The 15,457-nt window shown below is 56.0% G+C and carries 17 protein-coding genes; 10 read left to right on the top strand and 7 right to left on the bottom strand.

The window, feature by feature from the left end; all coding sequences use genetic code 11:
* Positions 1-43: 43 nt before the first annotated feature.
* The 4 genes from B347_RS0102665 to B347_RS0102650 all read right to left on the bottom strand — a co-directional run bounded on the left by B347_RS0102665 (position 44) and on the right by B347_RS0102650 (position 3,772).
* Positions 44-1,132 carry a GGDEF domain-containing protein gene (locus tag B347_RS0102665; RefSeq protein WP_019408165.1) on the bottom strand — a complete coding sequence of 363 codons (1,089 nt, stop codon included), beginning with the start codon at positions 1,130-1,132 and terminating at the stop codon, positions 44-46.
* A 161-nt stretch (positions 1,133-1,293) separates the two neighbouring features.
* The gene (locus tag B347_RS0102660; RefSeq protein WP_019408164.1) at positions 1,294-2,010 is read right to left on the bottom strand and encodes an HPP family protein; all 717 of its coding nucleotides are present in this window, start codon (positions 2,008-2,010) and stop codon (positions 1,294-1,296) included.
* A 160-nt stretch (positions 2,011-2,170) separates the two neighbouring features.
* Positions 2,171-2,488, bottom strand: a complete 318-nt coding sequence (locus B347_RS24580) for a hypothetical protein (RefSeq protein ID WP_019408163.1) — start codon at positions 2,486-2,488, stop codon at positions 2,171-2,173.
* Positions 2,489-2,860: 372 nt separating this feature from the next.
* Complete coding sequence (locus B347_RS0102650) at positions 2,861-3,772, bottom strand: MurR/RpiR family transcriptional regulator (RefSeq protein ID WP_019408162.1); 912 nt, start codon at positions 3,770-3,772, stop codon at positions 2,861-2,863.
* 381 nt (positions 3,773-4,153) lie between these two features.
* Between B347_RS0102650 and B347_RS0102645 the strand changes: the two genes are divergently transcribed.
* The 3 genes from B347_RS0102645 to B347_RS0102635 all read left to right on the top strand — a co-directional run bounded on the left by B347_RS0102645 (position 4,154) and on the right by B347_RS0102635 (position 6,442).
* Positions 4,154-4,558: a TraR/DksA family transcriptional regulator gene (locus B347_RS0102645; RefSeq protein ID WP_019408161.1), complete on the top strand. Its 405-nt coding sequence runs from the start codon at positions 4,154-4,156 to the stop codon at positions 4,556-4,558.
* Between the two features lie 195 nt (positions 4,559-4,753).
* Positions 4,754-6,097, top strand: a complete 1,344-nt coding sequence (locus B347_RS0102640) for a T6SS phospholipase effector Tle1-like catalytic domain-containing protein (RefSeq protein WP_019408160.1) — start codon at positions 4,754-4,756, stop codon at positions 6,095-6,097.
* Positions 6,098-6,223: 126 nt separating this feature from the next.
* Complete coding sequence (locus B347_RS0102635) at positions 6,224-6,442, top strand: hypothetical protein (RefSeq protein WP_019408159.1); 219 nt, start codon at positions 6,224-6,226, stop codon at positions 6,440-6,442.
* Here the strand turns inward: B347_RS0102635 and B347_RS0102630 are convergent.
* Together B347_RS0102630 and B347_RS0102625 are read right to left on the bottom strand one after the other, a co-directional pair.
* Entirely contained in the window at positions 6,430-6,666 is a 237-nt protein-coding gene (locus B347_RS0102630; protein WP_019408158.1) for a DUF2789 family protein, read from the bottom strand. The genes B347_RS0102635 and B347_RS0102630 overlap by 13 nt on opposite strands.
* A gap of 102 nt (positions 6,667-6,768) precedes the next feature.
* Positions 6,769-6,999: a hypothetical protein gene (locus tag B347_RS0102625; RefSeq protein ID WP_019408157.1), complete on the bottom strand. Its 231-nt coding sequence runs from the start codon at positions 6,997-6,999 to the stop codon at positions 6,769-6,771.
* A 469-nt stretch (positions 7,000-7,468) separates the two neighbouring features.
* Here B347_RS0102625 and B347_RS0102620 point away from each other — a divergent pair, with 469 nt between their 5' ends.
* Together B347_RS0102620 and B347_RS0102615 are read left to right on the top strand one after the other, a co-directional pair.
* Positions 7,469-7,939 carry a hypothetical protein gene (locus tag B347_RS0102620; RefSeq protein WP_026013948.1) on the top strand — a complete coding sequence of 157 codons (471 nt, stop codon included), beginning with the start codon at positions 7,469-7,471 and terminating at the stop codon, positions 7,937-7,939.
* Positions 7,936-8,136 (top strand): hypothetical protein, encoded by a 201-nt coding sequence (locus B347_RS0102615; protein ID WP_019408155.1) that lies wholly within the window; start codon positions 7,936-7,938, stop codon positions 8,134-8,136. Before B347_RS0102620 ends, B347_RS0102615 begins: the two co-directional genes overlap by 4 nt.
* A gap of 22 nt (positions 8,137-8,158) precedes the next feature.
* Here B347_RS0102615 and B347_RS0102610 read toward each other — a convergent pair whose 3' ends face one another.
* Positions 8,159-9,676, bottom strand: coding sequence for an MFS transporter (locus B347_RS0102610; protein ID WP_019408154.1), 1,518 nt, complete (start codon positions 9,674-9,676; stop codon positions 8,159-8,161).
* Positions 9,677-9,838: 162 nt separating this feature from the next.
* Here B347_RS0102610 and B347_RS0102605 point away from each other — a divergent pair, with 162 nt between their 5' ends.
* From B347_RS0102605 to B347_RS0102585, 5 genes are all read left to right on the top strand, one after another.
* The gene (locus B347_RS0102605) at positions 9,839-10,723 is read left to right on the top strand and encodes a LysR family transcriptional regulator (RefSeq protein WP_019408153.1); all 885 of its coding nucleotides are present in this window, start codon (positions 9,839-9,841) and stop codon (positions 10,721-10,723) included.
* A gap of 106 nt (positions 10,724-10,829) precedes the next feature.
* Positions 10,830-12,926 (top strand): putative bifunctional diguanylate cyclase/phosphodiesterase, encoded by a 2,097-nt coding sequence (locus B347_RS0102600; protein WP_026013947.1) that lies wholly within the window; start codon positions 10,830-10,832, stop codon positions 12,924-12,926.
* A gap of 67 nt (positions 12,927-12,993) precedes the next feature.
* Positions 12,994-13,740, top strand: a complete 747-nt coding sequence (locus B347_RS0102595; protein ID WP_019408151.1) for an SDR family oxidoreductase — start codon at positions 12,994-12,996, stop codon at positions 13,738-13,740.
* A 169-nt stretch (positions 13,741-13,909) separates the two neighbouring features.
* Positions 13,910-14,410, top strand: a complete 501-nt coding sequence (locus B347_RS0102590; RefSeq protein ID WP_026013946.1) for a sigma-70 family RNA polymerase sigma factor — start codon at positions 13,910-13,912, stop codon at positions 14,408-14,410.
* Complete coding sequence (locus B347_RS0102585; protein ID WP_019408149.1) at positions 14,407-15,384, top strand: FecR family protein; 978 nt, start codon at positions 14,407-14,409, stop codon at positions 15,382-15,384. Before B347_RS0102590 ends, B347_RS0102585 begins: the two co-directional genes overlap by 4 nt.
* Positions 15,385-15,457: the final 73 nt, after the last annotated feature.

The raw sequence follows: 15,457 nt of genomic DNA, 5'->3' as shown, positions 1-15,457 counted from the left end.
GGCGTGTAACCGGCATATCCGTTTCGCTCTTACAGCGAGTCCCTCAACCCATATCCTCCGTATAAAACGCAAACCTGTCCTTGCCACTGTTCTTGGCCCTATATAAGGCCTTGTCCGCATTCGCCAGCGCCTGATTCAACGTGTCATGGCCCTCAACCCGCGCCAGACCAATACTGATGGTCACAGGGTGTTCATGCGGGTCTTCCCGTACCCGACAACAGAGCATGTCCATCAACACCTCGACGTCGGCGTGACGTACCCCCGACAAATACACCGCAAACTCCTCGCCGCCCAAACGCGCGTACTCATAGTCAGCCATCACGGCCTTGATACTGGACGCAGTGCGCTTAAGCACTTCATCGCCAATGTCATGCCCGAATAGGTCGTTAACTTTTTTGAAGTTGTCGATGTCGATCATCGCCAGGTAATGGTCATATTTGCGAGGCTGAGCGCGTAATACGTTTCCCGCTCGGGCCATGAAAGACCGTCGATTAGGAATCTCGGTCAACGCGTCGATGTAGGCCTGGTTCACCAGTAGCTTGGACATGGTGTAGTTGTAGAGCTTGATCCGGCGCAATTTAAAAAAGCTGTAAATCGTCAAACTGCTAAGAAAGGCGTAATAGCTCAGGATCATGGTCCCCCGCAGGTCCAGGACCGAGACGAAGGTCAGCACAAAGGGGTTAAGCATGAGCCCAGCAATAACTGCACTGGCGAGAAATGCCCAGCGACTCAGCGGTAAGATCGAAGCGCTAAAGAGAATGCTGGCGGTGGCCAGTACCAGCCAGACCGGTTGCCAGTCCTGAGGCAACCCCATGATGATCAGACGGATGCCCAAGGTAATCACGATGACGAAAATAACGTTCAGCACATCGAAGTGCCGGTGATTGCGGATAAAACCTAGGATGATGGTGATCGTCGCCATCGTGGCAATAAATAGCATGGACAGGCCGGTGAAACCCTGACCTCCCTTGGTGCTAATGATTAAGTCAAATAACAGCCAGATGAAAATGCTCGCCGCGTAGATCAAACGGCAAAAATTGCGCAGTTTTTCAAAATCATGTTGAGCAAATTCAGCTTGCAGCGCAGGGGGGGCGGCATATTTTGAAATTTCAGATTCTATGGTTTTGAGCATTGCGAGCCTTGATCACGGTCAGTTGACTGGACTCAGGACACTTGCTCACGTATAGCAAGTGCTCTGTGCATCCGGACGATCAAGTGCAGTGCAACAGCGGCCGCCCGGACCCTGCAGAAATAACCCTAGCAGGATCTGCCGTGCGGCGTTGTGATGGGGCGTTAACTGGTTTGGTCGAATACCTCACCGACGCTGCGTCGACGTGCGTTGCGCTCACTGGCACGCACTAGGGCTTCGAGGTCTTCGGGAGTGACGTCTATAAACGCGTCCATTTGCTCAAGGGCTTTTTGCAGGTCTTCGGCAGTAATTGCTGGGTCGCCAGCGACGTGTGGTTCCACTATCGCCGGGATCGGTTCGGCGGTTTTTTTCGGGTAACGCACCCGTGTCAGGTTGTTGTAAGCCAAGGCGCTCAGCAACATGCACACAGCGCTGAGCATCACGGGGGCGAGCATGCCCCAGCCCAAACGAGCGCTGTCCGGATCAGCCAGTACCACCAGCAAGGCCAGCGCACCGGCTGGCGGATGGAGACAGCGCAGCAGGCACATGACCAGCAGTGTCAAACCTACGGCCAGACACGCGCTGTCCAGATTGCGCCCCAAAAAGTGCACCACGCTCAATGACACCACCGTTGCGCAAAGATAGCTGCCGACAATTGACCAAGGTTGCGCCAGCGCGCCCGACGACACGGCAAACAGCAAAATGGCCGATGCCCCCAAAGGGCCAATTAAATGCATGGCCACGGGCAGGCCAAAGAACACACTGCACACCCAGACGCAGAGCAGTGTACCTAGTGATACGCCAATCGCGGCACGACTCCATTCTGTGGGGCGGGTATTTGTGGCCGCAGGTAACAGGCGGGTGATCCAGCGGTTTTGCATGGTGGGAGAATCCGGTATTGGGTAACAAAAAGATAAAAAAAGGGCTATGCGGGTTTCCCGGCAAGCCCTTGAAAGTGTTCCTTCATTGGGGGAGGAACGTGCGCAGTGTGCCCAGCTCCTAAACAGTCTGCAAATTCATAATAATGATGTTTAACTGCATTTAATTTGATCTTAAAGGCTGTGCAGTCGTTGATGAGTGAGCTTGTGCAAGTGCCTCCGTCGTGTCCGTCAGGCCCGCAGTGAGTTTACCCAGTACGCGTTCATAAACGTCATCGCTCAACAGGCGGTGTTCAATGGGCTTGCGCAAGCCGCCACTGTTGGCCAATGGCACCTTAAGCAACAGCAGTGCATCGCGCAGCCTGATCAACCGGCCCAATTCTGGAAAGCACGCTTCACGGTCGTAATCATCCGCGGGAGCTGCGACTGAAGGGCTTTGCTCAAGCATCGGCTTATTACTAGCAAACAAGGAATAACTCATCACGTCGTGCCCCTATAGAAAGCCTATTGAATATCTTGCGATGCAGACAACTGGGTTCAGCAGTATTTGCGCAGTGATACAAGCAGTGACATATCGATTATTTACTTGGCTTGGGATCTGGGATTTGTGCGAGCAATTGTAGAGTGCGTAAACCGCGCAGTATTGTCAGGCAGAGCGTAAGTGAAGATAAGATTTACGCAGAAATTCGTGGGACTTTTCAGAATAGGCAGCGGGAGTCCTGTTGCCGCTAAATCGCACATAAACAGGGCTTGAAGCTCACGTTTACCGATGCGAATTCTTACCGATTTGGACATCAGCGTAATAAAGCGACGTATTTTTTGTGACGAACTGGTGAGGGCTCAACGATTGGGGCTAATCGTCAAAACCGACTTGTTCGTGTATGTCGTCCACTTTTAGTTTCAACCGATTTGCCACGGCTATAAACAATGCCTGACACAGGCACAAGGTTGCGCTCAAAGAGCGGAACGCAAACGAACTGCCTTCATTCACCAGCAATACCGTGTTGGCTTTTTTAGCCAACGGCGACAGAGTGCTGTCGGTGATGATTAGGGTTTTAGCCTGATGTAACTGGGCGAGGCGCAAGCAATGCTGGGTTTCTTTGCCATACGGGGTAAAGCTGATCGCAATTACCAAGTCGTTGGCGCGAACGCTGCGCATTTGTTCGCGGTAACTGCCGCCTAGCCCCGAAACCATGTGAATCCGCTTGTGGGTGTGCTGCAGGTTGTACACCAGGTAATCGGCGACCGCGAAAGACCGGCGCACACCGACCACGTAGATGTTATCGGCGTTGACCACCAGGTCCACGGCTTTCTCGAAGGCCTGCTCGTCGAGTTCCAGTCCCAGCCGCTCAATACCTGACAGTGTGGCATTGATGCATTCGCGGGCTAGGTCGCCGCTGCTGGCTTTTTGCGATTTGTCGGCAATCATGCTGCGAACACGTTGCTGATAGTTCTGGACCGGGGTTGCCTTGTGGGTGTACGCCTCGCGAAACAGCGCCTGCATTTCACTGAAACCGCTGAAGCCAAAACGTTGCGAAAAACGCACGATGGCTGACGGGTGCACCTCACACTCGCGGGCGATATCACTGATTCGATCAACCATGATCCGGTCACTTTGTTGGCTTATATAACCCGCAATACGCTTGAGCTGGCGCGGCAGGCTCTCGTACTCCTCGGTAATAAGTTGCAACAGCTGCCCGGCATTGTCCGGTGGACTGGCTTGTTCGCTTCCGGGCGTTTGGGCAGGTTGATCGGTGGCTGACATCAGTGCGTCCTTAGGATGGCGCTTGCAGGGCAGGTCACAGCTTGGCGAATGCAGTCTATAGCGTAGGCGTTTAAAAAATCCTGGCCAGCCATCTAAGGGCCTGTTCGCTGAATCGATATTTCAGCTGCGCCATTGAATTTCTTGCTATAAACGCACTCCACTGACGCCTGAGAAGGCTGCTTTTCGTCTTTTTCCATGTTTTGCTGGACAAATAGCTGTCATTTCAGTTGCTGACTCGATAAGTCGGCCTTAGACTGCCGCCCCTCGTAAATTGAGTGCCGGGTGGCGCTTGAAATAGATGGCACCTAACTGGTTTGGATGAAGATCGGTCAGAACGCTCCCTAATTCGCCTTAATGCACGTATTTTTTATAGAGAAATCAATGACAAAGGATAAGTTGCTGGCCATGCCGGCGGATGACTACATGAATGCCGAGCAACTGGCTTTTTTCACTGAGCTGTTGCAAAACATGAAGGTTGAGACCCACGAACGTATTGAGCAAAACCGCGTTGCGATCGAAAGTCTGGACACTCCGGCTGACCCTGCGGACGCCGCTTCGGTTGAAGAAGAGCGCACTTGGCTGGTGAACTCCATCGATCGTGATCAACGCATGCTGCCTCAATTGGAACAAGCGCTGGATCGCATCAGAGAAGACAACTTTGGCTGGTGTGATGACAGCGGTGATGCGATTGGCCTTAAGCGCCTGCTGATCAGTCCGACCACCAAGTACTGCATCGAAGCTCAAGAGCGTCACGAGCAAATCGACAAGCATCAGCGTCAAGCCTAATCGTTTGACCTTGCCGGGGCCGCGCCAAGCGGTCCCGGTGCTGTTGGCCCCTGCAAGCGTTCGCCTTGCTGCCATCTCCCTCGTTGTAAAACCCCGTCTTACACATTGCCAGCGTTGAGTTGGTGACCTCGTATGAGCACCCTTATAGTTACGCGGCTTTTTTTTGCGTGGCCGATTTGATCAAGGGTGAAATTCATGGGTGATTCAAGCAACACAGGACACGTGTTGCGCGTTGGTGTTTTCATTGATGGAACGGCCAATAATCAATTCAACAGCGCAGCGGGACAGGCGCGGCTAGCACGCGGCCTGAGGGTGGAGGCTGACAGCAGCTACGCCAACGTCATGACCAATATCGCTGTACTGCATCAGCATTACCCTGCGCAGCAGGCGTTCGATGCTGATGGCAACGCTGTCACGTCGCTCTACATCAGTGGTATCGGCACGACGACGGGTGGCGCTGATACGCGCTTTCCAGCGCAGACTTACGGGCGTGGTAGCAGCGGGGTGCTGGGCAAGGCAGAACAGGCCTACGCCCAACTCTTGGAGTGTCTGACGCATTTTTTACAAGGTGTGGCGCCATCGTCCATCTGCCGTTTGCAACTGGATATTTTTGGTTTCAGCCGCGGTGCGGCGGCGGCCCGTCACTTCGCTAATCGGATCAATAACAGCTCTTTTAAATCGCAATTTGCGCTGGCGCCTGATTTTGAATGCGTGATCGATTTTATCGGCTTGTTAGACACCGTCGCCGCCATGGGGGGAGTGGCAGACTTGGGCGACATCAGCGATGACATCAACCCCGGTTTGAATCTGTATCTCAGCCCTGACAGCGCACAACACGTCGTGCATCTGACAGCGCGCGACGAGCAGCGGCGCAATTACTCATTGAGCCGCATCGCCCCGCAGTGGCCAATGGAGGTCGCAGTGCCCGGCGCACATGCCGACGTAGGCGGTGGGTACCCGGGGCAAATGAGCGAGCAAGTGTTGTTGACTCGCTGGCAAACCAATCGGGTCAAACCTTCCACGCCGCTCATTCTGACCCACGCTTGGCAAAGCGCGACCGCTGAGCTTGCGCAGTGGCAAGCCAAGGATCTGCTGGACCCCAGCGATCCCAATCGTCTGCTGGAAGTGCGCAGCACTGCACGTCGCGAGGGCAGTCGCGAAGATCCGATGCAACACGTACAGGCGGCGGTCTATATGCAACGTCGGATGTTTGGCCAATTGTCGCGTGTCTACCTGCGCATCATGCACCGCCTGGCGTGTGAGCAGGGTGTTCCGTTCACCGCCTTGACTGAGGCTGATGCCGGTTTACCCGACGAACTGCAACCCATTGAAGCTAGGCTTCAGGCTCAGGTGCGTGAAGGTGTCATTGCATTGACTTCGCAAGAAGAGCGCCTGCTGCGCCAGCGTTACATCCATCAATCGGCAAATTGGAACGCTGCGGTTGGCGCGGGAGAGGGCTTGATAGACCAGGCTTTTTTCAACCGCCCCCAAGAAGGTGGGCGCCTGGTGTATGAGCAACACGAGACGGCTTTCGCCTAGACGGACACGCGGATTGTTACACGCAATGCAACGCAGCTATGCGGTGCATCGCTTTTTCCGCATGCAGTTAGCCACTAAGATAGCCAACATCGTTAGGTGGCTAACTAAATGCGTGGAGTCAGCATCATGACCAATCAGGTTGATGTGGCAGTAATGATCGGCAGCGGTGTCCCTGAAAGCTTGCGTGCTATCGGCAAAAGGGCTTGCTGGGTTGTGCTGGTAAATGGCGAGCAACGTGGCACTGCTTTTTCCAGTCGCGTAGACGCTGAGGAGTGTCGTGCCGTCTGGCTGGCGCAGCTAAGCGCCAACCGTTCAGCAGTGCGAATGCATGCTCAGCGTGCTTGATGCAGGCGGACATTCAATTCGTCGATAACAATCGCCCAATTGTCATCTGCTAGTAGTTTTTCTTTCAATAACTGGGATTGAGCCTTTGTCCAAATGTCGGCATCGGCCAATTTCACGTCTTCAGGCAATCTGTTGGAGTCAATGAAGGCGGTAATCGAAGCCTCGTCAGACGATAATCCCAATTGTTCAAACAGGCTTTGCAAGCTGATAGGTGTGTCGTCCATGTTCATTTCCTTTAGTAAATGGGCCGGGTCTGTCCATCTGAGGCTTTGGAGCGTAAAGAGTTCGAGACCAGCCTAGCTCAATTGGAAACGAGACGAGTCGCGTCAAATGTTAAGAGCGCCTGCGTCGACGGCTGCTTTCAATTCCAGGGCAGACTCCATGCCGGCAATTTTTGCCAGTTCGGAGGTCTTGAACCACCGGTCTTTTTCGACTTGGTGGTAGGTGACCTTGGTCAGGGGTGGTTTTGGCCGCATCACGATCACTGCCTGAAATTCTCCATCGACTTCTTTGAAGTCACCGCGGATAAAATACTCGCCAATATCAAATTCAGTCACGTGTCACTATCCCTTGCAAGTAATAAAGTCCAGCCAACCTGGCGGCATGGGCCAGGCCAAATTTTGCGCAAGTATGGCAGTAGTTGGCCGCTCGTGGCGCAGTTAACGCATCGGGGCGACGAAAGCCTTGTTGAATACAGACGCAATCAGGCAGAAAATAAATGTTTACCCAATTGAACAGCGGATGTGTATACCCATCCTTGGGGATGAGTCGGTAGAATAGCGCGCCCGACTGTGTGTAAGCCGAACAACGCGAACACGGCCTTGGTTATTTTCTTTCAAGCCCCCGGTGCTTGTTTGCCGGGATAGTTCAGGCGGGAATCCATTATCTCGATGTCACTTGCCACCCCTGACTCCAGCAGTCAGGTCACCTTGTCGCACGCGGGTTTTTAGCTAGGTGGCTGAGGCTTTTTTTCTGCTGCCTGTTTTTTGGCGGGCAGTTTAACTTTCTAATACCGAGGACTTTTCGTTGGCAGTCAGCAATTTGGAGATGCATGCATTATTTGTGTTAGGTGACTTGCGGGCGCGGTTGGTCAAGATGTTCCAGTCTCGCTTTGTGTATGTCACCGAACAAACGGCAGAAGGTATTTACATCGCTGAAATCGACACAGAAACAGCGTTGGTGGTAGACGACAAGCCAGGCCTGAAGTTAAAGGTTGGCGATCATTTCAGCGCCGCAGTAATGCCTAGCCGTGAAGGCGGCAAGCTGGATATCAAGTTTCGCGAAATCAAAATGACGGTGTATGGCATCGGTGACTATGCCTACGTCAGTTCGCCTTTGGGCGAAGGTATCGTCTTCAAAGAAGGCCAAACCGTGATGCTGGTGTTTGCAGCCATCGAGCAACTCGAAGGCGGTTTGAGCAAAACTTTGAAAGCAGTGACCACCAAAGCTGCCAAATGGCGCAAGGGTGAACTCACGTTTAAGGCCAGCAAAGAGTGACACTCACGCGCAGCGAGTTTCATCAGCAGCACCTTGCGCAAGCCCAAGCCAAGGCTGCCGAATTGTTTGCCCAACAGCCCGTATTGAAAGGTGCTTGGCTGACCTGGGTGGCGGGGCAGCTCTACACCTTACGCCCCGCTGAATACGCAAGCATGGTTCGCCGTGAATTGCAGCGCCTGCAAGCTGGCAGATGCTGATATCGCTGACCGTGCGCAACGCCTAAGTGAACTGCGGAATCGGTTTTCGCATCAGCGTTCCCACCAGCAGCGCACCCAGTAATGCTAAAACTCCGGCCACCCACAGCAGACTGCTGAAACCCGCCATAAACGCCTGCGTCGCCAGCGGCTGGACTTGGGTTTGCACCGCCAGCGGCAACTGACTGAGCGCCCCCTGCATATCGCCGGCAACCACGCGTGAGGCAATAAAGTGGCTTTGCCCAAGCCATTGATTGGCGTCTTGCGCAAGGCTTGCGTGCAGATTCTGCTCGGTGTGGCCGCCCAGCAGCGCGCCATATACGCCGATGGCCAGCACGATGGCGCTAAAGCGCATGGTGGTGCTCATGCCGGAAGCCATGCCCACGCGGTCTCGCGGAACGCACGCCATGATGTTTTTTTGTGTGTCGCCATTCAGCAATCCGGCGCCCGCGCCCGTTACTGCCGTGGCTAGGGCAAAGCTCAGGTAGTCGCCATGGTCGACCGCCAAGGCACTTAACAGGTTGCCGCAACCGACTAGAGTCAAACCTGCGGCCATCATGCTCGCGGGAGTGAACCGCGACGCTAGGCGAGCACCGATGCGCGGGCATATCAACATGGTCAGGGCAAAGGGCAGCATGCCCAACCCCGAAACAATGGCGCTGAAACCCAAGCCGTTTTGCAGGTAAAACGGCAGCAGCGTCATCATCACTTGGGCGCAACCGGCATAGGCAAACATACCTAGCAGGGCACCGATAAAGCGCGGATGACGAAACAGTTGCAGGTCGATCATCGGCCGTTGTTGCACCGATTCAACCCACACAAACAGCGCCAGTAGCAACACACCGCCGCACACGCGAGCGTAGGTCAGTGGGTTGTCCCAGCCAATGCGGTTGGCTTCGATCAACCCCCAGATTAGGCACAGCAAGCTGGCGCTGAAGGCCAGGCTGCCCCACGGATCGAGCCGTGCCGATTGCGGGTCGCGAGACTCGCTGATGGCATGCCGGACCAGCGCCAGCAACACTAAACCGACCGGCAGGTTGAGGTAGAAAATCCAGCGCCAGCCCAGGTATTCGGTAATCAACCCGCCCAAGGTCGGTGCGGCGGTCATGGCCACACCCATGCATGCGCCCCAAAAAGCCCAGGCTTTGGCACGTTCGACTTCGTCATGAAAGGCATGCCCGATGGAGGCCAGCGCAGAGGTCAGCAACAATGCCGCGCCGACCCCTTTAACGGCCCTAGCGATTTCCAGCAGTAGGCTGTTGGGCGCAGCGCCGCAGCCGAGTGAGGCGAGAATGAAAATACACAGCCCCCAGATCAGTGTGGTTTTGCGCCCAATACGGTCGGCAATGCTCCCTGCGGGCAGCAGCAGGGCGGCAAACGCCAGCATATAGGCGCTGACGACCCATTCGATGTCGACAAAATTGGCCCCCAGATCGCGGGCGATGGTCGGCAGAGTGACCGCGACAATATTGGTGTCGAGCACGATTAGTGAACACACCCCGCTGGCGGTGAGCAGGGTCAGGCGCGGGCTGACTGTTTTCATCGGTGCAGACCTGTGCCAGAAAAGGCTATTACTTTGTAACTAATCGGGTTGACGTACATGTTCGCAGGTCTCTAGTGTGGCGGTGCTGACAGGGTATCGCTGCGTAGGCCGAGGTGCGTTAGCTGACTGCCCGATGTTCATTACCTTTGAGCTAACGCTGCTATGGATATACGTCACTTTCGCTACTTTCTGGCCGTTGCACAGCACTGCAATTTCACCCGCGCTGCCGAGGTGCTGGGCATTGCACCACCCACGTTGAGCCGGCAAATTCAGGACCTTGAAAACGCCCTTGGGGTACGCCTGTTTGTGCGCGAGCAGCGTCAGGTCAGCCTGACCGAGGCCGGTCATGCGCTGCTGCCCGAGGCCGACGCGACGGTACGTCAGTTCGAGCGTGCGCAGCGCCATGCGCAACGTGCCGGACGCGGTGAAACCGGGCATATTGAATTGGGCTACGTGGCCTCGGCGGTGTATTCAGGCGTGTTGCAACGTCAGGTACAGGCCTACTTGCACAACTCGCCGCAGGTCTGCCTCAGCGTGCGTGAAGCGCCCATGGCCAGCTTGCCATCACAGGTAGCCGAAGGGCGTTTCGACCTTGGCTACGTGCGGTGCCCAATGGCGCTGCCCCCGGAACTTGAAGCCATTCGGCTTAATGGTGAGGGTTTTGTCCTAGCGTTGGCCGCCGATAGCTGGCTAACGCGGCTCAAACACATCAACGCCGAACATTTGCAACACGAGACGTTCATTCTGCCCGAGCAAATCAGCGGCACGTTGCAGGTAGCGGCACAGGGTGGTTATGCGCCGAAACTGGGGGCGCAGCCAGGCGGCCTGGTGGCGGTGATTGCGCTGGTGTCCTTGAATCAGGGCGTGGCAGTCGTTCCGGCGTCAGTGGTGGGGCATATCTGCCTGCCGAATGTGGCGTACCGCAAAATTGAAGGCAGTGACGCCACGTCCTGGCTGTCTTTGATCTATCGTCGATTTGAAAAATCATCTGCTGTGGTGCGTTATATCGAGAAAATCAGACTCGACACCCGAACCCAAACGGCCTGATTGATGGCAGGTATTCGCATTAGCGTGCGTTCGCCTGAGGAAGCAGTACAATCGCGCATTTTCTACCGGGCATGGATGCTGTTCGGATTCGCTCAAGAGAAGGCCCATGGTTGCTGCAACGTACTCTCCCGCGTTGGTTTTTATTTCTCTTTGCGTCGCAATTCTGGCGTCGTATACCGCTCTTGACCTCACTGGGCGAATCGCGACTTCTCGAGGTCGTACGGCCTACCTGTGGATGGCAGGTGGAGCCTTGGCCATGGGCTTTGGCGTCTGGTCTATGCACTTCATCGGGATGCTGGCGCTGGAGTTGCCGCTAGAACTGGGCTACGACGTGGGGCTTACCTTGTGGTCGTTGCTGGTGGCGGTGTTGTCCTGCGGTTTTGCTTTGTGGCTGGTCAGCCAATCGAGCTTGCCGGCGCTGCAATTGCTGTTCGGCGCGTTGATCATGGGCGCCGGGATCAGCGCCATGCACTACAGCGGCATGGCCGCCTTGCGCATGCAGCCGGGCATTGATTACGACCCGACCCTGTTTGGCCTGTCGCTGGTGATCGCCGTCGGGGCGTCGGCGGCCGCGCTGTCGATAGCGTTTCGCTTGCGCAAGCAAACCCCTTACGTCCGCCTGGCACGGGGTGGGGCATCGGTCATCATGGGCCTGGCGATTGTCGGCATGCACTACACCGGCATGGCCGCGGCGAGTTTTCCGATCGGCAGTTATTGTGGCGCGATTGCAACCGGTTTGAGTGGCAGAGGTCTCGACAATCTGGTGCTGGTGTCCAGCTTAGCGGTGTTGGTGATTGCCCTGCTGACCTCTATTTTCGATGCGCGGCTAGACGCCCGTACGGCGGCGTTGGCGGACTCACTGACTCTGGCCAACGAAGAACTCACCAAACTTGCCCTGCACGACACCCTGACCGGTTTGCCTAACCGCATCCTGCTGGCTGACCGGATTGAGCAGGCCATCGGCAAAGTCACAGAGCAGGGCGGTTGTTTCTCGTTGATGTTTATTGACCTAGATGGTTTCAAGCCGGTCAACGATGCCTTTGGCCACCATTTGGGTGATTTATTACTGCGCGAAGTGGCCATGCGTTTGCGCGAACAGTTGCGCAGTCAGGACACCTTGGCGCGCATTGGTGGCGATGAGTTTGTGCTGCTGGTGCGCTTGACCGAGCCAGACGATGCGCCACAAGTTGCTGCGCGTCAGGTCAGGCTGCTGTCTAAAGGCTTCCGGGTGATGGAGCATGATCTACAGATCTCTGCGAGCGTCGGCATTGCGTTGTATCCCGGCAATGGCCAGACCGCCGAAGAACTGCTGATGAACGCGGACGCGGCGATGTACCACGCCAAGGGCGGCGGTAAAAACAGCTATAGCTTCTTTGATGTCTCGATGAACACCAACGCCCGCAAACAATTGCAATTGCTCCAAGACCTGCGTCAGGCACTGGAGCACAAGCAGTTTCGGCTGCACTACCAGCCCAAATTTGACGCCAGCAATGGCAAGCCTGTAGGCGCCGAAGCCTTGTTACGTTGGGAGCATCCGCAGCAAGGTTTATTGATGCCGGAAAACTTCATCGAATTGGCGGAAAAGACCGGGCTGATCATCCCAATCGGTGAATGGGTGCTCAACGAAGCGTGCCGGCAAATGCGCGTATGGTTTGACGAGGGCTACAGCCACTGGCGCATCGCGGTCAACTTGTCGTCATTGCAGTTCTGCTATTCCGGGCTGGTCGACAGCGTTCTCTCGGCGTTAGAACGTCACCAGTTACCGGCCAACAGCCTGACCCTGGAAATCACTGAAACCACTGCCATGAGCGATGCTGACGCGAGCATGACCGTGCTGCAAAAGCTGTCGCAGATGGGCGTTGACCTGTCCATCGATGACTTTGGTACGGGCTACTCAAGCCTGATGTACCTCAAGCGGTTGCCGGCGAATGAGCTGAAAATCGACCGTGGATTCGTACGAGACCTGGAGCATGACAGCGATGATGCCGCGATTGTCTCGGCGATTGTGGCGTTAGGCCAGGCATTGGGTTTGCGGATCGTGGCCGAAGGCGTGGAGACTGATACCCAGCAAAGTTTCTTGACCACCTTGGGCTGTGATTCCTTGCAAGGCTTTCTACTGGGGCAGCCGTTGCCGGCCGAGCAGTTTATGGTCGACATTCAACGTGCCGAGCACCCCGTTTGCAGCAAATCGACACCGGCCTGACAAACCCCTCCCATCGCGGTTACTCTGGCGCTCACATTGACACCGCTGAGAGTGGGAGCACGTATTTATGGACAAAGTCATCGTGATCACCGGTGGTGGGCGCGGCATCGGAGCGGCTACGGCGTTATTGGCTGCACAACAGGGCTACCGGATTTGCATCAACTACCAGTCTGACGACGTATCGGCGCACGAAGTCTTGGAAGAAGTCCGCGCCCTTGGCGCTCAAGCGATTGCCGTGCAGGCTGACGTGAGCGACGAAGACGAAGTCATCCGCCTGTTCGCCAGGGTTGACATGGAGTTGGGGCCGGTCACGGCGTTGGTCAACAACGCGGGTACGGTGGGGCAAAAGTCTCGGGTCGACGAAATGTCGGAAATTCGTATTTTGCACACCCTGAAAACCAATGTACTGGGCCCTATCTTGTGTGCCAAACATGCGGTGCAGCGCATGTCACCGCGCTACGGCGGGCAGGGTGGCAATATCGTCAACGTCTCATCGGTTGCTGCGCGCCTGGGTTCACCGGGTGAGTACGTTGACTACGCCGCCTCCAAAGGCGCGCTCGACACGTTCACCCTGGGCTTGTCAAAAGAACTGGCAGGTGAAGGCATCCGGGTCAACGCTGTACGCCCCGGTTACATCTTCACTGACTTTCATGCCCTGAGCGGCGATCCTGTGCGCGTCAGCAGGCTTGAGCCAATTATTCCCATGGGCCGAGGCGGTCGCCCGGAAGAAGTCGCCGAAGCCATCATCTGGCTGCTGTCGGACAAGGCGTCCTACACGACCGGGACCTTCCTCGATTTGGGAGGCGGGCGTTAACGATTAATAGACGTTTCTGTAGCAGTTGCCTCGCAGGCTCCGCAACTGCTACGAAGCCGTCGGTTTTTTGAAGATGCTGGTTCTAAACATCACCATTGCAATTCTTTCCGATCTGCCGATAATGCGACTTATTGCTATTTGAGTCTGGTTATCTATCGTGTCGTCTCCTCTGGATCCTAAAGCCCTGCTGGCAAGCCTGTATCACGATAACCACACGTGGCTGCGCGGCTGGCTGTCAAGACAGGTGCGCTGCCCACAGGATGCGGCCGATCTGACTCAAGACACATTCTTACGTGCCTTCGACGCGCAACAACTGGACCGTATTCAGGAGCCCCGTGCCTACCTCAGCACCGTGGCCCGACGCTTGCTGTGTTCGCTGTGGCGCCGACGCAAACTGGAACAATCTTATCTGGAGCAACTGGCCGATCTGCCGCAAGGCTATGCGCCCTCCGCTGAAGACATTGCCTTGGTGCGAGAAGCTATCGACGCCATTGACCGCGTGCTCGAAGGCCTGCCACAGCGGGTAAAACGGGCTTTTTTGCTGAATCGCCTCGACGGCATGCCGCAACAAGCCATCGCTGATCAGTTAGGTGTCTCGCTGGCCACGGTGGAACGTGATTTACGCCGCGCCTTTGTTCATTGCTTGTCTCAAACGGCGGAGCCCTTATGAGCAAAACCAAGGTCGATCCCATCACCCGCGCAGCCATCGACTGGATATTGCGCCTGGAGTCCGGTCATGCGTGCCCCTCCGAACGGCAGGTATTTAAAGCCTGGCTGGCCGAGAGCCCGGAGCACATGGCCGCTTGGCAGCGCGTTGCCGGGCTGCTGAAAAATCCGCTGGCCGATTTGCAGTCGGTTGACCGACGCAGCCCCGGGCAGTTGCAAGCCGCTAGCAAGGCACTGCTGGAAACAACGTCGCCTTCACGCAAAAAAACACTGCAAGGCGGCGTGTTGTTGTTGCTGCTCGGTTTGGGCGTTGCCGGTGTGGTTGATCGCGTTACGCCTCTGGCGGGTTTTATGGCCGATCAACACACCGGCACGGGCGAACGCAAAACCATTGAATTAGCGGATGGCAGCCGCCTGACCCTCAACGCTCGCAGCGCGGTCGATATTGAGTTCAGCGCCGGGCAGCGCCGCGTTCGGCTGCGCGAAGGCGAACTACAGGTCGATGTCGCCGCCGACGCCCAGCGTCCGTTTGTCGTCGCCACCGCGCAAGGCCAGGTCAAAGCCCTAGGCACGCGCTTTATGGTCCGCCAAGGCGCAGACGAAAGCCTGGCCAGCGTGCAACAGCACAGCGTTCAACTCGATACCTTGGGCGGTTTGCAACGGCGGATTGAAAGCGGTCAGGCCGTGTCGTTCACCACCCACCAGATTGATCCGCAAACCCTGACGTCACGCAGCCAGGCCGATTGGCTCGAAGGTCGGGTCGAATTGCACGATGAACCGTTGTCGGCCTTGGTCGATGCGCTCCGCCCCTATCAGACCGGCATGTTGCGTATTAGCCCTGAAGCGGCGCGGGTCCGGGTGTTTGGGGTGTTCCCACTGGATAACACCGCACACACCTTGAGTGCACTGGCGCAAACCCTGCCGATCAAGATCACGCGCTATGGGCCGTGGCTGACGGTCATTGATGTTCGTCGTTAAAAACCAGCCAATAAGAACTATTTACACAGAGTGTGAGGGGAAAATTCTGCTCGTTGGTCAAGGTTACAACTGC

The organism is Pseudomonas psychrophila HA-4 (genome assembly GCF_000282975.1).
In the GTDB taxonomy this organism is placed as follows: domain Bacteria; phylum Pseudomonadota; class Gammaproteobacteria; order Pseudomonadales; family Pseudomonadaceae; genus Aquipseudomonas; species Aquipseudomonas psychrophila_A.
This window is presented reverse-complemented; position numbering and strand designations above follow the sequence as displayed.